Annotated in this window: 19 protein-coding genes; 10 read left to right on the top strand and 9 right to left on the bottom strand. The window is 74.3% G+C overall.

Translation table 11 applies throughout. The annotated features are described in order from the left end of the window. Positions 1-3 precede the first annotated feature (3 nt). Positions 4-795 (top strand): MBL fold metallo-hydrolase, encoded by a 792-nt coding sequence (locus tag RHODO2019_RS08055; RefSeq protein ID WP_265384445.1) that lies wholly within the window; start codon positions 4-6, stop codon positions 793-795. Further along, positions 792-1,427, top strand: coding sequence for a DedA family protein (locus RHODO2019_RS08050; protein ID WP_265384444.1), 636 nt, complete (start codon positions 792-794; stop codon positions 1,425-1,427). Before RHODO2019_RS08055 ends, RHODO2019_RS08050 begins: the two co-directional genes overlap by 4 nt. On the opposite strand, the gene RHODO2019_RS19210 is transcribed toward RHODO2019_RS08050, so the two are convergent. Then, on the bottom strand, positions 1,403-2,107 hold the full coding sequence (locus RHODO2019_RS19210) for a transglycosylase family protein (protein ID WP_290428897.1): 705 nt from the start codon (positions 2,105-2,107) through the stop codon (positions 1,403-1,405). The two genes, RHODO2019_RS08050 and RHODO2019_RS19210, sit on opposite strands and share 25 nt — an antisense overlap. Positions 2,108-2,314: 207 nt before the next feature. Continuing rightward, positions 2,315-2,581, bottom strand: coding sequence for a hypothetical protein (locus tag RHODO2019_RS08035; RefSeq protein ID WP_265384682.1), 267 nt, complete (start codon positions 2,579-2,581; stop codon positions 2,315-2,317). A 109-nt stretch (positions 2,582-2,690) separates the two neighbouring features. Between RHODO2019_RS08035 and RHODO2019_RS08030 the strand changes: the two genes are divergently transcribed. The 3 genes from RHODO2019_RS08030 (at position 2,691) to RHODO2019_RS08020 (ending at position 4,826) form a co-directional block, all read left to right on the top strand. Continuing rightward, a complete protein-coding gene (locus RHODO2019_RS08030; RefSeq protein ID WP_265384443.1) occupies positions 2,691-3,476 on the top strand; it encodes a glycerophosphodiester phosphodiesterase family protein in 786 nt (261 codons plus the stop codon). 152 nt (positions 3,477-3,628) lie between these two features. Beyond that, positions 3,629-4,345, top strand: a complete 717-nt coding sequence (locus RHODO2019_RS08025) for a thymidine kinase (RefSeq protein WP_265384442.1) — start codon at positions 3,629-3,631, stop codon at positions 4,343-4,345. 139 nt (positions 4,346-4,484) lie between these two features. Beyond that, complete coding sequence (locus RHODO2019_RS08020) at positions 4,485-4,826, top strand: RNA polymerase-binding protein RbpA (RefSeq protein ID WP_265384441.1); 342 nt, start codon at positions 4,485-4,487, stop codon at positions 4,824-4,826. A gap of 87 nt (positions 4,827-4,913) precedes the next feature. Here the strand turns inward: RHODO2019_RS08020 and RHODO2019_RS08015 are convergent, their stop codons facing one another. The 6 genes from RHODO2019_RS08015 to RHODO2019_RS07990 all read right to left on the bottom strand — a co-directional run bounded on the left by RHODO2019_RS08015 (position 4,914) and on the right by RHODO2019_RS07990 (position 11,406). Further along, positions 4,914-5,684, bottom strand: coding sequence for a polyprenol monophosphomannose synthase (locus RHODO2019_RS08015; RefSeq protein WP_265384440.1), 771 nt, complete (start codon positions 5,682-5,684; stop codon positions 4,914-4,916). Further along, entirely contained in the window at positions 5,659-7,203 is a 1,545-nt protein-coding gene (gene lnt, locus RHODO2019_RS08010) for an apolipoprotein N-acyltransferase (RefSeq protein WP_265384439.1), read from the bottom strand. Before lnt ends, RHODO2019_RS08015 begins: the two co-directional genes overlap by 26 nt. Positions 7,204-7,450: 247 nt before the next feature. Beyond that, positions 7,451-9,058 (bottom strand): amidohydrolase, encoded by a 1,608-nt coding sequence (locus tag RHODO2019_RS08005; RefSeq protein ID WP_265384438.1) that lies wholly within the window; start codon positions 9,056-9,058, stop codon positions 7,451-7,453. 16 nt (positions 9,059-9,074) lie between these two features. Next, positions 9,075-9,638, bottom strand: a complete 564-nt coding sequence (locus RHODO2019_RS08000) for an FxsA family protein (protein WP_265384437.1) — start codon at positions 9,636-9,638, stop codon at positions 9,075-9,077. Positions 9,639-9,709: 71 nt separating this feature from the next. Beyond that, complete coding sequence (locus tag RHODO2019_RS07995; protein ID WP_265384436.1) at positions 9,710-10,453, bottom strand: ABC transporter permease subunit; 744 nt, start codon at positions 10,451-10,453, stop codon at positions 9,710-9,712. Beyond that, positions 10,450-11,406: an ATP-binding cassette domain-containing protein gene (locus RHODO2019_RS07990; protein WP_265384435.1), complete on the bottom strand. Its 957-nt coding sequence runs from the start codon at positions 11,404-11,406 to the stop codon at positions 10,450-10,452. The genes RHODO2019_RS07995 and RHODO2019_RS07990 overlap by 4 nt, the downstream gene beginning before the upstream one ends. A 155-nt stretch (positions 11,407-11,561) precedes the next feature. Here RHODO2019_RS07990 and RHODO2019_RS07985 point away from each other — a divergent pair, with 155 nt between their 5' ends. The 5 genes from RHODO2019_RS07985 to RHODO2019_RS07965 all read left to right on the top strand — a co-directional run bounded on the left by RHODO2019_RS07985 (position 11,562) and on the right by RHODO2019_RS07965 (position 17,180). After that, on the top strand, positions 11,562-13,088 hold the full coding sequence (locus RHODO2019_RS07985; protein WP_435532189.1) for a TldD/PmbA family protein: 1,527 nt from the start codon (positions 11,562-11,564) through the stop codon (positions 13,086-13,088). Continuing rightward, complete coding sequence (locus RHODO2019_RS07980; RefSeq protein WP_265384433.1) at positions 13,085-14,434, top strand: metallopeptidase TldD-related protein; 1,350 nt, start codon at positions 13,085-13,087, stop codon at positions 14,432-14,434. Before RHODO2019_RS07985 ends, RHODO2019_RS07980 begins: the two co-directional genes overlap by 4 nt. Before the next feature lie 74 nt (positions 14,435-14,508). Next, complete coding sequence (pip, locus tag RHODO2019_RS07975) at positions 14,509-15,483, top strand: prolyl aminopeptidase (RefSeq protein ID WP_265384432.1); 975 nt, start codon at positions 14,509-14,511, stop codon at positions 15,481-15,483. Positions 15,484-15,546: 63 nt separating this feature from the next. Then, the gene (locus RHODO2019_RS07970) at positions 15,547-15,951 is read left to right on the top strand and encodes a pyridoxamine 5'-phosphate oxidase family protein (RefSeq protein ID WP_265384431.1); all 405 of its coding nucleotides are present in this window, start codon (positions 15,547-15,549) and stop codon (positions 15,949-15,951) included. Between the two features lie 305 nt (positions 15,952-16,256). Continuing rightward, positions 16,257-17,180, top strand: a complete 924-nt coding sequence (locus RHODO2019_RS07965; protein ID WP_265384681.1) for a 5'-3' exonuclease — start codon at positions 16,257-16,259, stop codon at positions 17,178-17,180. 22 nt (positions 17,181-17,202) lie between these two features. Here the strand turns inward: RHODO2019_RS07965 and RHODO2019_RS07960 are convergent, their stop codons facing one another. Beyond that, positions 17,203-18,414 carry a GNAT family N-acetyltransferase gene (locus RHODO2019_RS07960; protein WP_265384430.1) on the bottom strand — a complete coding sequence of 404 codons (1,212 nt, stop codon included), beginning with the start codon at positions 18,412-18,414 and terminating at the stop codon, positions 17,203-17,205. Positions 18,415-18,433: the final 19 nt, after the last annotated feature.

Raw genomic sequence — 18,433 nt, 5'->3', positions numbered from 1 at the left:
GGCGTGTCCGACAACCCTGCTGTCCCCGGGCCCGCCAGGGTCACGTGGTGGGGCCACGGCACCGTCGCCCTCACCGACTCCGGCACCACCGTGCTGACCGATCCGGTGCTCACCGACCGGGTGGCGCACCTGCACCGGCGGCGCGGCAGCGCCCCGCCCGCGTCGGCGGCGCGGGTGGACGGGGTCCTCGTCTCCCACCTGCACTCCGACCACCTGCACGTCGGTTCGCTGCGGCGGATCCCGTTCGACGTGCCGGTGGTCCTGCCGCGGGGTGCGACCCGGCGGGTGCGCGGGCTCGCCCGCACCGGCCACCACCTGATCGAGGTCTCCCCCGGTGACGAGGTGACCCTGGGGGCGCTGACCGTGCACGTGGTCCCTGCGGTGCACGACGGACGGAGGCTGCCCCGCGGACGGCAGGACTGCCCCGCCCTGGGGTTCGTCGTCCAGGGGCGCCGCCGCACCTACTTCGCCGGCGACACCGCGCTGACCGACGACATGGCCGGCTGGGCCCCGGACTGCGACCTGGCCCTGCTGCCGGTGGGGGGCTGGGGCCCGAGCCTGGGACCGGGACACATGGACTCCGCCCGCGCCGCCGAGGCCGCGGAGCTGCTCCGGCCCCGCCTCGCCGTGCCCGTGCACTTCGGCACGCTGTGGCCGCTGGGCTGCGACCGGCTGCACCCGGAGATGTTCGCCCCGCCCGGGGCGGAGTTCGTCCGGTGCGCGACCGAGCGCGGGGTGCGCGCGGTGGAGCTCGTCCCCGGTGGCTCCCTGGTCCTCGACGAGGTCCTGGGATGAGCCCGCTGGCCGTCGAGCTGTCCTCGCTGAGCCTGCCGAGCTCGTCGACGCTGCCCGGGCTGTTCAGCATCGTGGCCCTGGGCTCGCTGCTGCCCGTCCTGCCCACGGGGGCGGCCGTGAGCGCGGCCGCGGTGCTCGCCGTGCGGGAGGGCGTGCCCGCGACCATCGCCGTGCTCGTGGTCGCCGCGGTCGCGGCGATGGTGGGTGACCTCGCGCTGTACAAGCTCGCCAGCTGGGGTGGCGAGCAGCTGCTGGAGCGGCTGCGCCTGCCCGTCAGCGAGGAGCGCCTGGCCCGGGCACAGAGCCAGATCGAGGACCACGGCAAGGCGGTGCTGACCCTGTCGCGGCTCATCCCCGGTGGACGGATCCCGGTCATGGTGGCGTGCATCGGCCTGCACGTCTCGCTGCCGGTGTTCGCCGCCGCCGACGTGGTGGCCGCGTCGGCGTGGGCCGCGCTCTACGGCGGGATCGGGATCGCGGGTGGGGCGATCTTCCCGCACGTGTGGCAGGGCGTGGTCGCGGGCGTCGTCGTCGTGGTCCTCATCGCGGTGGCGCCGGGGCTGTGGAGCCGGTGGCGCGCCGACCGGCCTGCCGCCAGCCCGACCGATCAGCGCGGCGCGACACCCGAGTAGGCCGCTGCCCACGTCTTGGGTCCGAGGATCCCCGAGTCCCTGATGCCGTTGGCGCGCTGAAGGTCGAGCACGGCCGCACGTGTCTTGTCGTAGTAGCACCCGGTGCCCTGGAAGCCGTAGCCGTAGCGGTTCATCTGCAGCTGCCAGGTGCGCAGGGCCGGCGCGCAGTCACCGTAGGTGTAGGTGCTCCCAGGCCACGCCGGGATGCTCGAGGCCGGCGGCGGGGTCGGTGCCGGCGGCGGGGTCGGTGCCGGCGGCGGGGTCGGTGCCGGAACGCCTCCGCCACCCCCGATGTAGGCCGCCTCGGCGTAGGTCGGCACCCGGCCGCTGCGGGCGTCGCCGTCGCTGGTGAGGCCCTGGGCGCAGGTCCACGGCTGCCACCCGCGCATGCGGTACAGGTAGAGGGCCCGGTAGTCCTGCTCGGCCGGGGAGGCCTGGTCGGGTCGGCCGCTGCCGCCGACGCTGCTCCAGGTGGCCTGGTTGAACTGGTAGGCGCCGTAGTACCCGTTGCCGGTGTTGATGGAGTAGATCCCGCTGGACTCGCACTGGCGCACCTGCGCCCACTGGGCGGAGGACGGGTCGGCAGACGCGGCAGGCGTCCCCACCCCCACCGAGACCCCGACGACTGTTCCGAGGGTAAGCAGGCCAGCGGCGACACGGCGAGGGAGGGTGCGGTTCACCCGGGCACCGTGGCACACGAGCCCCACCTGCCACAAGAGGCTCAGCCAAACCTTCAGTGTGCGCCTGTCACACGTGCACCAGAGCGCGACACGCCGATGCGCCTCGCCCGATGACGTCGTGCCCGCGGAACGTGCCGCTCGGCCCGCCCGCGGAAGGTGCCCGCAGACGTGCCTGGAGCGCCCGCGTGAGGCGGGGCCGACCCGGGCTCAGCGGACGCGCTCGGCCGCCCGGGCCAGTGCCACCAGCTCCGCGCACAGCGGACCGAGCTCGTCGGCGTCCGCCCCGTCCGCCACGGCGGTCGCCACGTCCTCCGCTGCGCAGCGCAGGGCGAACGCACGGTCGGCCAGCGCGCTCGCCTCCTCCGGGGTCAGCACCAGGGCGTCGGTGGGCACGGCCGTCCCGACGAGCGACTGCCGCTGCTCGTAGGCGCGCTGGCGGCACGACTGCTTGCAGTAGCGGCGCCGACGGCCCATCGGGGTGTCCAACACCTCGCGCCCGCACCAGGCGCACGCGACCGGCCGCCTCGTGCGCGCTGCTGCCCCTGAACCACCCTGCCCGGCCACGGGCGGCAGACTACGGCTCGTGGCCCAGCACCCCTTCCTCGCCGGGCCGCACCCGCGCGCCATGGCCCACCGCGGCTGGCACACCGGCGGGACGGCCGGGCTGGAGAACACCCTGGTGGCGTTCACCCGTGCCGTGGCCGAGGGCTACGCCTACGTGGAGACCGACGCGCAGGCCACCGCCGACGGCCACGTGGTGCTGCACCACGACCTCACCCTCGGCCGCACCACCACGTCCGAGGGCGCGGTGGGCCGGTTGACGCTGCGCGAGGTCGGTGAGGTTCTCGTCGGCGGGCGGGAGCCGGTGCCCACCCTGCGGGAGGTGCTCACCGCCCTGCCGGGGGTGCGGCTGAACCTCGACCTCAAGACCGACGCCGCCGTGCTGCCCGTGCTGGCCGTCCTGGAGGCCACCGACGCCTGGCACCGCGTCTGCCTGGCCTCGTTCTCGGAGTCCCGCCTGGAACGGGTGCGCCGGCTGGCCGGGCGACGGCTGCTCACCGCGCTGGGGCCGCGCTCGGTGGCGGCGCTCCGGGCGCGATCGGTGCTGCCGGTGGCGCTGCCCGCCACGGGCCTGCCGCGCGGCGACGTCGTCCAGGTACCCGTCGGCGTCCCCGGGGTGCGGCTGGTCGACCGGCGCCTGGTGCACGAGGCCCACCGCGGCGGCCGGGAGGTGCACGTGTGGACCGTCGACGACCGCACGAGCATGGTCCGGCTGCTCGACCTGGGTGTGGACGGGATCATCACCGACGCCCCGGACGTGCTGCAGGAGGTGCTCGAGGTCCGCGGGGAGCGACGTCACGGCGCCTAGCGAAGCTCCGTGACCAACACCCCGCGTCGAGCCCGCTGCCCGCGGGTCGTGCACCCCGACGTCGCGGCGCGTCCACCCTGGGGGCCTCGCGCGCCCGGCGTCCCCAGGTCGCGTCGTTTGGGTGCTCCGGGCGCCTGCGCCAGGATGGGCGGGTGAGCACCGACCCGACCGACGCGCTGTCCTCGGTGCCGGCCGCGGGTTCCCGGCGGGCCCGCCCCGTCGCCGGGCACGTGCGCTTCTTCCACGGGCCGATGGACTGCGGCAAGTCCACCCTCGCGCTGCAGATCGACCACAACCAGACCCGGCAGGGCCGCCGAGGGATGCTGCTGACCCGGCACGACCGCTCCGGCGCCCCGCAGATCTCCAGCCGCATCGGCATCGTCCGGGACGCCGTGGAGGTCGACGCCGCCGCGGACCTGCGCACCCTCGTGCGGGACCGCTGGTCCAGCGGGTGCCGGGTGGACTACCTCGTGGTCGACGAGGCCCAGTTCCTCTCCCCCGCCCAGGTGGAGCAGCTCGCCGAGCTCGCGGACGACTCCCAGGTGGACGTGTTCTGCTTCGGCATCGCCACCGACTTCCGCGGCCAGCTCTTCCCCGGGGCGCAGCGGCTGGTGGAGCTGGCCGACGAGGTGGTGCCCGTCCAGGTGCAGGTGCTCTGCTGGTGCGGCCTCGAGGGGAGGTTCAACGCCCGGGTGGTCGACGGGCGGGTTGCGCGCAGCGGTGACACGGTGGTGGTGGCGGACACGGCCCGCGTGGAGGCGGCGGGATCAGCTCCCGAGGTCCGCTACCAGGTGCTCTGTCGCCGTCACCACCGTCTCGGCGACCTGGGCCCCGTCGTCGAGGAGCAGGACCAGTTACCCCTGGGGTGAACCTGCTCACCCGCGCAGCCGAACACCGGGTGACGGGGGAACGTCCAGCCCGGTCGCGTCGTTGACCAGCACAGGAACGAATGCGCACCCGCGCACACGTCGTGGGTGCACGAGCTCGACTTCAGGAGAGGACACCACCATGGCCGATCGAGTCCTGCGGGGCAGCCGGCTCGGAGCGGTGAGCTACGAGACCGACCGCGACCACGACCTGGCCCCGCGCCAGGCGGCGCGGTACGAGTGCCCGAAGGGTCACACCTTCGAGGTGCCGTTCGCCGACGACGCCGAGTTCCCCGGCACCTGGGAGTGCCGCCTGCACGGCCGTGAGTCCGCGCTGCTCGACGGCGTCGCACCCGAGGCCAAGAAGGTGAAGCCGGCGCGGACGCACTGGGACATGCTTCTCGAGCGTCGCTCCACCGACGAGCTGGAGGAGCTTCTCAACGAGCGCCTCGAGCTGCTCAAGGCACGCCGCAAGGCCTCCTGAAACCCTCTCGACCCCTGCGAACAGCGGGCTGCCTGCTGCTCCCGCCCGTCGCGGAGCGCAGGCGGCCCGCTACCGGTGCGAGAGGGCTCAACGGCGGCCGCGGAGGGCGTTGACCCGGTTGCGCACGCCCCACTTGGTGACCAGCAGCAGCGCCTCGCGGACGATGCCGCCGCTCATCTTCGACTCGCCGATCTCGCGCTCGGTGAAGGTGATCGGCACCTCGACCACCGTGAAACCCTGCTGGACGGAGCGCCAGGCCAGGTCCACCTGGAAGCAGTAGCCCTGCGACGCCACGGCGTCCAGGGGCAGCGCCTCGAGCACCTCCCGGCGGTAGGCCCGGTAGCCGCCGGTGATGTCGTTGAGCTTCACGCCCAGGGCCAGGCGGGAGTAGATGTTGCCCCCGCGCGAGAGCACCTCCCGGCGCTTGGGCCAGTTCACGACGCTCCCACCGGGCACGTAGCGCGAGCCGAGCACCAGGTCCGCGCCGGCCTCGATGCGGCCGAGCAGCCGCGGGAGCTGCTCCGGGGCGTGGCTGCCGTCGGCGTCCATCTCGACCACCACGCCGTACCCGCGCTCCAGGGCCCAGCGGAACCCGGCGATGTAGGCCGCGCCCAGGCCGGCCTTCTCCGTGCGGTGCAGCACGTGCACCCGCTCGTCGGCCTCGGCGAGCGAGTCCGCGATCGCGCCCGTGCCGTCCGGGCTTCCGTCGTCGACCACCAGGGCGTGCGCGTCGGGAACGGCCGCCCGGAGGCGGGCCACGATGAGCGGCAGGTTCTCGCGCTCGTTGAACGTGGGGATGATGACGAGCACGCTGCGCTGCTCCTGCGAGCCGTCAGCCCCGGACGCCTGCTCCGTCATGGATCTCCTCCTCGTCAGCGGCCTCCGCCGACTCCGTCGTCTCCCGACTGCTGCGAGTGCGCAGCAGACCGGCCCCGAGCGCCGCCACGGCGAGGCCGCTCAGCGCGATCTCGGGGCCCGCTCCGAGCCGGGTCGCCAGCGTAGTGGAGGTGCGCAGCGGAACCCGACCGACGAGCGCGGCCGGGGTGAAGATCTGCGTCTGCTGCTCGACGGTGCCGTCCGGCGCCACGATCGCGCTGACCCCGCTGGTGGCGGCGACGACGACGGCCCGACCGTGCTCCACCGCCCTGACCTGCGACATCGCGAGCTGCTGGTAGGTCATCTCCGTGCGTCCGAAGGTGGCGTTGTTCGTCGGCACGGTGATGAGCTGCGCCCCGTCGCGCACCGATTCGTTGACGAGGGAGTCGAAGGCCACCTCGTAGCAGGTGGCCACGGCGACCGGCACGCCGTTGAGGGTGACGACGCCGTTGCCGTCGCCGGGGACGAAGTTGCCCGCCAGGTCGGCGTAGGAGGAGAAGTGCCGGAAGAAGTCGCGGTAGGGCAGGTACTCGCCGAAGGGCACGAGCACCCGCTTCACGGCCTGCTGACCGGGTCCGGTGACCGGGTCCCAGACGATGACGGTGTTGCTCGTGGTCCCGTCGTCGTTGCGCAGCACCGCGCCCACCAGGATCGGCACCCCGACGGCCCGCGCCGCACGGGTGATGGCGGCCGCGGCGTCCGGGGTGCGCAGCGGGTCGACGTCCGAGGCGTTCTCCGGCCAGATCACCAGGTCCGGCTTCGCCTCGCGCCCGGCGGCCACGTCGTCGGCCAGCTGCAGCGTGCGGTTGACGTGGTTGGTCAGCACCGCCTCCCGCTGGGCCGCGAAGTCCAGGCCCAGACGGGGGACGTTGCCCTGGATGAGGGCGACGGTGGCCGTGGTGGCGCTGGAGCTGGTCGCCCGCACACCGGGGGCGAGTGCGAGGCCGAGCAGGAGGGGGGCCACCACCCCGACGACGGCGGCACCGGCCAGCACCCGGCGGCGGGCCCGGGCGTGGACCACCAGCGCAGCCAGGCAGGTGCCGGTGACCGCCACCGCGAAGGTGAGCCCCGGGGAGCCCGCCACGCTCGCCAGCGGCAGCAGCGCGCCGTCGGACTGGCCGAAGGCGAGGCGGCCCCAGGGGAAGCCGTGGAACGGGACCCGGGAGCGCAGTCCCTCGGTGGCCACCCACGCGCCCGCCATCCACAGGGGCGCCCCGGGCACCCGCCACAGCTGCGTGACGGCCATCCCGAACAGCCCGACGGCCACCGACTCCGCCGCGGCCAGCGCCAGCCAGGGCACGGCCCCGACGTACACCCCCACCCACGGCAGCAACGGCACCAGGAAGCCGAGACCGGCCAGGTACCCGTAGCCGAACCCGGCCCGCAGGCCCCGCCCGCGCAGGGCCAGGACGATGACGGCGATCCCGATCGGGGCCAGGAACCACAGCGGGCGGGGCGGGAAGCTCGCCCACAGCAAAAGCCCACCGACGACCGCGGACACGCATCGGAGCACGGTCGACCAGGACGGACGCCCCCAGGAGCGGACGAGCAGCACGCAGACCTCTTCCCGGGGACGTGACGGTGGGACGTCCCCGAGCCTACGGTCGTCGTCGTGAGCACGCCGCCGCCCGAGCCCGGGGGCGGGATGGTGCGGTGCGTCTTGCCGGAGTCCCGCACCCGCAGGGGGATCCGCCACGGCCGCAGGCCGGGGAGGTCGGTCATGGCGACCACCACGGGGGACGGACAGCTCAGGCCGTGAAGATCGACGCCCCGTCGCGCACGGTCTCCACGCAGCGCGGCAGGACGGCCCCCGGGGCGAGGTCCGGCAGCGCGGGCACCCCCGAGCGAGGATCGAGGGACCACCGCTGCACGGAGTCGCTCGGCGCGCTCACCACGAGGTGCTCGACCTCCCACACGGCGTACGTGGCCGGGGCGCCGGGGACGAGGGTGCCCGCCACGCCGTCCCGCTCGCCGCCGGCCCGCCAGGCCCCGCGGGTGGCCGCGGTGAACGCAGCGCGCGGGGAGATGCTCTGCCCCGGTGTGCGGTGCGCCGTCGCGGCCCGCACCGCGGCCCAGGGATCCAGCGGGGTCACCGGGACGTCGGAGCCGATGGCGAGGCCCACCCCGGCGGCGGCGAGGGTGGCCAGCGGGTTGAGCAACGGTCCGCGCACGGGTCCGAGGCGTTGCGCGTACACCCCGTCGGTGCCCCCCCACAGCTCGTCGAACACCGGCTGCAGGCTCGCGAGCACCCCCCATCCCCCGAGCAGCGCGGCCTGCGCGGCGTCGACCATCTCCAGGTGCTCCAGGCGGTGCCCGCGGCTGGCCACGGCGGGGCCACCGAGCTCGGCGACCACGCGGCCGAACGCCTCGACCACCGCCGCCACCCCGCCGTCGCCGATGACGTGGAACCCGCCCTGCACCCCGGCCTGGGTGCAGGCCCGCAGGTGGGCGGCGATGGCGTCGACCTCGAGGTAGCGGGCACCGGTGTTGTGGTCGCTGTGCGGGTCATCGGCGAAGGGCTCGGTCAGCCACGCGGTGCGTGAGCCCAGGGAGCCGTCCACGAACAGGTCCCCGCCGAGGCCGTGCGCTCCTGTCTCCGCCAGGACGGCGCGGGCCTGTTCCGCCGTCGTCACGGCCTCGCCCCAGTAGCCACGGACCTGGACCGCGTGCGCGCCGGCCAGGAGCTCGCGGAAGTCCTCGACCCCGGCGATCTCCGCTCCACCGCACTCGTGGACGCACGCCACCCCGTGGGCGGCGGCGTGGTCGAGCAGGGCGCGCTGGGCGAGACCCCGCTGGTCGGGGGCCAGGGCGGCCCGGGCGGCCTCGCGGGCCACGTGGTGGGCCTGTTGGCTCAACGGGCCCTCGCTCGACCAGCCGGGCGCGTCGGTCACGCCGGCCGCGCGGTGCACCAGCGCGGTGGAGACCAGCGCGGAGTGCACGTCGATCCGGCTGAGGTACACCGCGCGGCCCGGGGCGCACTCGTCGATCTCGGCCCGGGTGGGTGGCCGGTTCTCCGGCCACCGGGAGTCGTCCCAGCCGTGACCCCAGAGAATCCCCCGGGGGTCCTCCGCGGCGCGAGCGCGCACCAGGTCCAGGCACTCCCGCAGGCTGCCCGCGCCCGAGAGGTCGAGCCCCAGCAGGGCGAGACCGGCGGACGTGGCGTGCACGTGGGTGTCGACGAAGGCCGGGGCCACGAACCGACCGCCCAGGTCCACCACCTCGGCCCCGGGGTGCAGGGCGCGGCCGACCGCGTCCTCCCCCACCCAGGACACCACCCCGTCCGTCACGGCCATGGCTGTCGCGTCGGGGGCGGCGGGGGTGTAGACCGCTCCGCCCACCAGCAGTCGGGTGCTCATGGGGGCTGAGTGTGGATCAGGGCTCGGTCGGCCGCTGCAGAGGGGTGCGACCCCGCCCGCGTCCCGCCGGGTCGTCGGTGTCGACGACCTCACCCTCGACGACCTCACCCTCGACGACCTCACCCTCGACGACCTCACCCTCGACGACCTCACCCTCGACCACCCGACCTGCTCCGAACCGGCCGCCGCCGGCCGCGGAGAACCGCTGCGGCACGACGAGCACCGTGCGAGCGACCGCCGCGCCGAGCAGCGGACGCACCAGCGTCCGGGTGGGTGGCAGCACCAGCAGCAGTCCCACGACGTCGGTGAGGAGCCCGGGAAGCACCATCAGCAGCGCCCCGATCCCGCCCAGCGCCCCGTCGGCCAGCTCCTTGCCACCCGTCCGGTGCGCGGCCTGCGCCTCGCGCAGCTCGGCCAGCGTCCGACGCCCCTGGTTGCGCAGCAGGAACCCACCGAGCACCGACGTGCCGACGAACAGCAGGACGGTCCAGCCCACGCCGATCCAGGTGCCCACCGCGACGAGCGCGGCCACCTCCACGACGAACAGCACCAGCAGCACGATCAGGGGCATCCGGCTCATCTCCTCCAGTGGTCTCCCCCGGACAACGCACGGGACCGCCCGTTCTCTCCCGGCCGGGTCCGTGCTCGGGGTCATGCGTCGCGCCGGTTGACCACCACGAGGGCGAGACCCAGCACGACCGCCACGACCACCGCGAAGTAGCCGAGGCTGCCCCACGGGCCGAGCGTGTCCCCGACCGGCGCCTGGTCCAGGAAGCGGTTCGCGTTGACGAAGGGCATCCAGGTGTGGAGGTCGTCGCCGATCCTGGGGATGAGCTGGACGAGGTTCTCCACGGCCAGGGGGAACAGCAGCAGCAGGGCCACGGCGCCCGCGGACTGCCGCAGCAGGGCTCCGACCGCCACGGCGAGAACGGCGGCGAGGCCGTAGACGAGCCCGAGCCCGGCCGTGGCCCGCCAGTCCGCGCTCGTGGCGAGCGGGAGGCCACCGCCACGGACCAGGCGGGCGACCAGCAGCGAGCCGAACGCGATGACCTCGCCGATGACCGCGGCGACCACGCCGAGCAGCAGCGCCTTGGTCAGCAGGACCGTCGAGCGGCCCGGGGTGGCCTGGAACGTGGTGCGGATGACCCCGAAGCGGTACTCGGTGGTCACGGCCAGCGTGGCCATGATCATGATGACCGACAGCCCCAGCAGGACGCCGCCGGCCTGCGTGCCGGAGACGGTGAGCTCGAAGGTCTGCCCCTCGGGTCCGGTCTGGTTGGAGCCGTAGGCGATGAGCGAGGCGAGCCCGACGGACAGCACGAGCGCGATGGCCGTGCACCACCAGGGGCTGCGGGTGGTGAGGAGCTTGATCCGCTCGGCGGCGAGGACGCTCATCGGGTGACCTCCTGGGTGGTGGGGGCCGCCACGGGCGGCCCGGGGGGCGGAGGGGTGGTCGAGTACTGGACGTCACCGCTGGTCAGCTGCATGAAGGCCTCCTCCAGCGAGCCGCGCTGGGCGCTGAGCTCGTGCAGCACCGCGCCCTGGGCGGCCGCCAGGTCGCCGACCTGCTCGGTGCTGGAGCTGCTGACGACCACGGCGTCCGGTCCGTCGTCGCGCACGGTGAGCCCGTGCTGGACGAGTCCGGCCCGCAGCGCCGCCAGCTGGGGGCTGCGCACCCGGACGGTGTTCTCGCTGGCGCTCTCCACGAAGTGCTGCGTGGTCGACTCCGAGATGAGCCGCCCGCGGCCGATGACCACGAGGTGCTCGGCCGTCAGTGCCATCTCCGTGAGCAGGTGGCTCGAGACCAGCACGGTGCGGCCCTCGGCGGCCAGGCGCTGCATGAACGTGCGGATCCAGACGATGCCCTCGGGGTCGAGGCCGTTGACGGGCTCGTCGAACAGGAGCACGCCCGGGTCCCCGAGCAGGGCGCCGGCGATGCCCAGGCGCTGGGACATGCCCAGGGAGAACCCGCCCGCGCGCTTCCCGGCCACGTCGCTGAGCCCGACGAGCGCGAGCACCTCGTCCACCCGGCTGCGCGGGATGCGGTTGGAGGCGGCCATCCAGCGCAGGTGCGCGCGTGCGGAGCGGTTGGGGTGCACCCACTTCGCGTCGAGGAGGGCGCCCACCTCGCGCAGCGGCTGCTTGAGCTCGGCGTAGCGCTTGCCCCCGATGAGCGCGGTGCCGGCGGTGGGGCGGTCGAGGCCCAGGATCATCCGCATGGTGGTGGACTTGCCGGCGCCGTTGGGTCCGAGGAACCCGGTGACCGCGCCAGGTCTGATCGTGAACGTGAGGTCGTCGACGGCGCGAGTCGCCCCGTACGACTTGGTCAGGTGCTCGACGGTGATCATGGGCACCACCCTGCCGTGCCCGGCACCACCCGCGCGGCAGCTCGGGGTTTCTCGGCTCCGGAACCGTGGAGCGCCACCGGGCCGTGCGGAGCCGTGGGGGGGCCGTGGAGGCCCGGTCCCCAGTCGTCCCGCGGTCGAGCACTAGCGTGCCGACGGTGAGCCCCCGCGCGGTCAACCCCGAGTTCCTGGCCCTGCCGCTGCGAGCGGTGGCCGACGCGGGGCTGGGCCGGGCCCGCGAGCTGGGCGCCACCCACGCCGACGTCCGCGTGCACCGGCTGCTGACCCAGGACCTCAGCCTGCGCGACGGGGCCGTCCAGTCGGCGATCGACTCGTCCAGCGTCGGGTTCGCGGTCCGTGTGGTGGTGGACGGCACCTGGGGCTTCGCCAGCCACGCCGAGCTCAGCCCCGCTGTCGCGGTCGCCACGGCGGAGCGCGCCGTCCAGGTGGCCCGGGCGCTCCGCGCGCTCAACGCCGACCCGGTGGTGCTCGCCGCGGAGGTCGTGCACGGCTCGCTGGACGCCCCGTCCACCTACGTCTCGCCGTACGAGGTGGACCCGTTCACCGTGCCCACCGCGGACAAGGTGGCGCTGCTGGGCGAGTACTGCGGGCGGTTGCTCGCCTCGGACGGCGTGGACCACGTCAGCGCGTCCTGCCTGCAGGTCAAGGAGCAGACGTTCTACGCCGACCTCGCGGGCACCTGCACCGTGCAGCAGCGCGTGCGGCTGCACCCGGAGGTGGAGGCCACCACCGTCGACAGGTCGGCCGGTGCCTTCGAGACGATGCGCACCCTCGCTCCGCCGGTGGGGCGCGGCTGGGAGTACCTGGGCGGCGGCACCTGGGACTGGGACGCCGAGCTCGCGCAGATCCCCGAGCTGCTGGCCGAGAAGGTGAAGGCGCCCAGCGTGGTCGGGGGCCCGACGGACCTCGTCATCGATCCCTCGAACCTGTGGCTGACCATCCACGAGTCCATCGGCCACGCCACCGAGTACGACCGGGCGATCGGCTACGAGGCGGCCTACGCGGGCACCTCGTTCGCCACCCCCGACCTGCTCGGGACCCTGCGCTACGGCACCGACGTCATGCACGTCACGGCCGACCGCACCACGCCGCACGGGTTGTCCTCCGTCGGCTGGGACGACGACGGGGTGTCCGGCCAGGACTGGGACCTCGTCCGCGACGGGGTGCTGGTGGGGTACCAGCTGGACCGGGTGTTCGCCCCGCGACTCGGGCTGGAGCGCTCCAACGGCTGCTCCTACGCCGACTCCCCGCACCACGTGCCCATCCAGCGGATGGCGAACGTGAGCCTGCAGCCGGACCCCGTCACCGACACCACCACCGAGGAGCTGATCTCGCGCGTGCAGGACGGCGTGTACGTCGTCGGCGACAAGTCGTGGTCGATCGACATGCAGCGCTACAACTTCCAGTTCACCGGCCAGCGGTTCTACAAGATCACCGACGGCGTGCTCTCCGGCCAGCTCCGCGACGTCGCCTACCAGGCGACGACCACCGAGTTCTGGGGCTCGATGGAGGCGGTGGGCGGGCCGTCCACGTGGCGCCTGGGCGGTGCCTTCAACTGCGGCAAGGCCCAGCCCGGCCAGGTCGCCGCGGTCAGCCACGGCTGCCCGTCCGCCCTGTTCCGCGGCATCAACGTCCTCAACACCCGGAACGAGGCAGGCGCATGATCCCCGCACAGGACCTCGTCGAGTCCGCCCTCTCGCAGTCCTCCGCCGACGGGTGCGTGGTGCTGGTCACCGACGCCTCCGAGGCCTCGCTGCGGTGGGCGAACTCCACCATGACCACGAACGGCGTGAGCACCTCGCGCTCCTGGGCCGTGGTGAGCGTGCTCGGCACGAGCGTCGGCGTCGTCACCTCCACCAGCGTCGACCCGGCCGAGGTCACCGCCGTGGTCCGCGCCAGCGAGGAGGCGGCCCGGGCGGCCGGACCCGCACGTGACGCCGCCCCCCTGGTCACCGGGGGTGCGGAGGAGGCCGGCTGGGACGGTGCGGCCGCGCAGACCGACGTCACGGTCTTCGACACCCTGGCCACCGAGCTCGCCGCCGGGTTCCGGGGCCAGGACGTGCTGTACGGCTTCGCCGAGCACCAGCTGCACACCACGTGGCTGGGCAGCTCCACCGGGCTGCGCCGCCGCTTCACCCAGCCCACGGGCTCGGTGGAGGTCAACGCGAAGCGGGACGGCTCCAGCGCCTGGGGCGGGGTGAGCACCAGGGACTTCACCGACGTGGACCTGCCCAGCATCCTCGCCGACCTCTCCACCCGCCTCGGCTGGGGTCGCACGCAGGTGGAGCTGCCCGCCGGGCGCTACGAGACGCTGCTGCCGCCGTCGGCCGCCGCGGACCTGATGATCTACCTGGCGTGGTCCATGGAGGGCCGTGGTGCCCAGGAGGGCCACACCGCCCTCTCCCGGGCCGGCGGCACCCGCATCGGGGAGAAGCTCACCGATCTGCCGCTCACCCTGGCCTTCGACCCGCACGCCCCGGGCCTGGAGTACGCGCCGTTCGTGGCCACCACCCACTCCGACGACTCCACCTCGGTGTTCGACAACGGACTGGCGGCCGAGCGGGTGGAGCTGGTCCGCGACGGGGTGGTCAACGCCCTGACCTACCCGCGGGCCGCGGCCACCGAGTTCGGCGCGCCGGTGGCCGTCCCCGGGGACAACCTGCTGCTCACCGGCGGGTCCGGTGCGACCATCGGGGACATGGTCGCGAGCACCGAGCGCGGGCTGCTGCTGACGTGCCTGTGGTACATCCGCGAGGTCGACCCGGCCACGCTGCTCGTCACCGGGCTCACCCGGGACGGGGTGTACCTCGTGGAGGACGGCAAGGTCATCGGCGAGGTGAACAACTTCCGGTTCAACGAGAGCCCGCTGGACCTGCTGCGGCGGGTCACCGAGGTCGGTGCCACCGAGCGCACCCTGGCGCGGGAGTGGAAGGACTGGTTCACCCGCACCGCCGTCGGGCCGATGCGGATCCCGGACTTCCACATGTCGTCCACCTCGCGAGCTCGGTAGCCGACCCGTGCGTGCTTTCTGGACCCAGGACGCGAGAAATCCTTCACAGTCGGGGCGGCGATAGCGTCACGGGCGTGAGCGGCGACGAGCTGGAGAACCACGAGGTCCCCTTCGACGAGGGGATGCTCGACGTCGGCGATGGCAACCGGGTGCACTACTCCCAGCACGGTGACCCGGACGGCAAGCCCGTGGTCATGGTGCACGGTGGGCCCGGCTCCGGGTGCACCACCGCCATGGCACGGGCCCTGCACCCCGCCTACCGGATGGTGCTGCTCGACCAGCGCGGCTGCGGGCTGAGCACCCCGCACGCCAGCGATCCGGCCACCGACCTGTCGGTGAACACCACCGAGCACCTGGTGGCCGACCTGGAGCGCCTCCGCGGTCACCTGGGCATCGAGCGGTGGATGCTCACCGGCGGCTCCTGGGGCTCGACCCTGGCGCTGGCCTACGCGCAGCGCCACCCGGAGCGGGTCACCGAGATCGTGCTGTCGGCCATCACCACCACCCGCCGCAGCGAGGTGGACTGGCTCTACCGGGGGGCGGGCCGCTTCTTCCCCGAGCAGTGGGAGGCCTTCCGCGACGGGGTGGACGAGCCCGATCGTGACGGGGACACCCCGCACCTGCTCGCGGCGTACGGACGCCTGCTCGCCGATCCCGACCCGCGGGTGCGCCAGCGCGCCGCGGTCCGCTGGGCCACCTGGGAGGACGCGGTGCTCTCCACCGAGACCACCGGCACACCGAACCTGTACGGAGACCGGCCCGACGACGCCCTGGTCGCCCTCGCCCGGATCTGCGCGCACTACTACGGGCACGGGGCCTGGCTGGAGGAGGGCGCGCTGGTCCGCGCCGCCGGCAGGCTCGCCGGTATCCCCGGGGTGCTGGTGCACGGTCGCCTCGACCTCAGCGGCCCCGCGGACACCGCCTGGGAGCTGGCCCGGGCGTGGCCGGGCGCGGAGCTGCACGTGGTCGAGGGAGCCGGACACAAGGGCCACCCGGAGAAGCGGGTGATCATGCAGGAGGCGATGAGTCGCTTCGCGACCCGTGCGTGAGGACCGGGGACGGGGACCCCACCAGCACGCACGACCGCGGGTGGGGACGAGCAGGATGAGCCGGTGACCCACTCCCCCGCCGACCTGAACGCCGACGCGCTCGAGCTCCTCACCGTGCGCCACCTCGCCACCCTGACGACGCTGCGCAGCGACGGCAGCCCGCACGTGGTGCCGGTCGGCTTCACCTGGGACCCCGAGCGCCGCCTCGCCCGCGTCATCACCAGCGGGACCAGCGTGAAGGCGCGGCTCGCGGCGCGCGGTGGCCGGGTCGCGATCTGCCAGGTCGACGGCGCACGGTGGTTGACCCTGGAGGGCACCAGCTCGGTCTCCGACGACCCCGCCGCAGTTGCCGACGCCGTCGCCCGGTACGCCGCCCGCTACCGCCAGCCGCGGGTGAACCCCGCCCGCGTGGTGGTCGAGGTGGCCGTGACCCGCGTCCTCGGCTCAGCCTCCCTGCTCGCCCCCTAGGGTCCTGCACCTTGATCCGTGCCGCCGGCCCGGCCACCAGACCCTGGTCTGGCTGCGCACCTCGGCCGTCCCGGCGCTCTCGACGGCGGTGCGGACGAGCGCCGAGAACCTCTCCACCTCGATGGCCGGGCACGAGGCGTCCACCGGGGGCGCGGACCCCAGCAGCGAGGGGCAGAACCGGCTCGTCGGGCCGAACGGGACCGCCGCGGCGCTCCACCCCACCACCGCCGGCTGCACCCGCATCGCCGGGCTGCTGGACCCGCTCGTCGCCGACCAGCAGGATCGACCGGGTGACACCTCCCCTGATGCTGCTGGACGGCGCCAGCCTGTGGTTCAGGGCCTTCCACGGGCTCCCCACCTCGCTCACCGGTCCCGACGGGCGCCCGGTCAACGCCGTCCGCGGGTTCACCGACATGGTCGCCTCGCTGGTGCGCCGCGAGCACCCGGGGCGGCTCGTGGTCTGCCTGGACCTGGACTGGCGGCCCCGGTGGCGGGTGGACCTGGTGCCCTCCTACAAGGCTCACCGCGCGGTGGCGGGCACCGACCACACCGAGGACGCCCCCGACGAGCTCGCACACCAGGTACCGGTGATCCTCGAGGTGCTCGCGGCCGCCGGGATCGCCACGGCCGGGGCGGCCGACATGGAGGCCGACGACGTGCTCGGCACCCTGGCCGCGCGGGAGCGCACCGACCCGGTCGTGGTGGTGAGCGGGGACCGGGACCTGCTGCAGGTGGTCGCCGACGACCCGGTGCCGGTGCGGGTGCTCTACGTGGGCCGCGGTCTGGCCAAGGCCGAGATGTTCGGCCCCGCCGAGGTGGCGCAGCGCTACGGGGTGCCCGCAGGGCGGGCCGGGACGGCGTACGTGGAGCTCGCGCTGCTGCGCGGTGACCCCTCCGACGGCCTGCCCGGGGTGACCGGAATCGGCGAGAAGACGGCCTCGCGGCTGCTGCTGGAGCACGGGTCGCTGGCCGCGATCCGGACCGCCGTGGACGACCCCGGCTCGTCGCTGGCCAGAGGTCCGCGCGCCCGGCTGGCCGACGCCCGGGACTACCTCGACGCGGCGCTGCCCGTGGTGCGGGTGGTCACCGACGCGCCCGTGCAGCTCTCCGGCAGCGACGTCCTCCCCGACACCCCCGTCGACCCTGCCGCGCTCGTGGCCCTGGCGCAGCGGTGGGGCCTGTCGAGCTCGCTGAAGCGCCTCGTGGACGCCATGGCCGAGCGTCGCTGAGAATCCGGGACCCGCTGGGCCGCTAGAAGTAGGTGCCCGACCAGGGTGCCCGATCAGCGGCGAACAGCAGGTCGGCCCGGCGCAGCGCGGGGGCGTCGCCACGGACCCGTCCGGCCGTGGCCAGCGCCGCGAACCGGGTGCCGCCCAGGTACACCGACGCCAGCTCGGACACCCCGATCTCGACCTCCACGGCCGCCTCGGTCCGCTCGGCACCGTCCGGACCCACCCGGTAGCGACCGGAGTTCCCCGGCACCAGCTGGTCGTCGACCCCGAGCACCACGGCGTCCGCGGACCCGTAGGTCCGCGCGGACAGTGCGGTGGGCACGTCGAGCAGCCGCAGCCACGTCTCGTCCTCCACCGCCGACAGGCGTGCCGCGCGGGGGTCGACGAGCGCCAGCGGGAGGCCGTCGTCGAGGGGCCGTCCCTGGGCGACCACCGTCTCGGCGAGGTCGATGGCCATGGCCGCCTGCCAGAGCGCGAGCTCCACCTCGGGGGTTGCGCCCACCAGGTCGATCACGCTGACCTGAGCGCGGTGCTCCCCGCTCGCGGTGTCGGTGTGGGTGGCGGTGTAGACCACCCACCCGTCCACCTCGCCGTCGCCGTCCTCGGTGCACAGCACCCACAGCGGCTCGTCCTTGTCGAGCATCCGCGCCACCTGGTTGGTCCACCACCACGTGGGACGGCTGATGGCGCCCGGCCGGGACCTCACCAACCGGTCGTGGACCTGCGGCAGCAGCTGCAGCGCAGCGGTGGGGTTCACCAGGCGCAGCGCGCGCTCCGGCGCCGCCCCCGCCCGCAGCCGAGCCCGGGCCCGGTCGACGGTCAGCGTGCCGTAGGAGCTGGCCACCCCGTAGCCGAAGCGCTCGTAGATCGTGGCCTCGGTGGCCCGCAGGGTCGCGGCGACCGCACCTGCTGCGCGCAGGTGCTCCAGCTGTGCGGTCATCAGCGAGCGCAGGTGGCCGCGCCGACGACGATCAGCGCGGACCCCGACGCTGCTCACCCCGGCGGCGGGGACGCAACCGCCGGGAACGGCGAGCGTCACGTCGAACGCACGGGCCACGGCGCCGATGCTGTCGTCGTCCTCGAGCACGGCGTGCACCGTGCTGCCCTTGTACGTGGCTGCCGAGCGGGACCACATGCGGTCGGTGACCGGACCGACGAGGTACGCGCCGCCGAAGACCTCCGCGGCCTCCCGGTGGCGCTCGGCGGACAGGACGACGGGGACGGCAGGCACGACCCCGATCATCCCATCC

Source organism: Rhodococcus antarcticus (assembly GCF_026153295.1).
GTDB classification, from domain to species: domain Bacteria; phylum Actinomycetota; class Actinomycetes; order Mycobacteriales; family Mycobacteriaceae; genus Rhodococcus_D; species Rhodococcus_D antarcticus.
The sequence above is the reverse complement of the archived record's forward strand: the minus strand, read 5'-3'. Positions and strand labels throughout refer to the sequence as shown.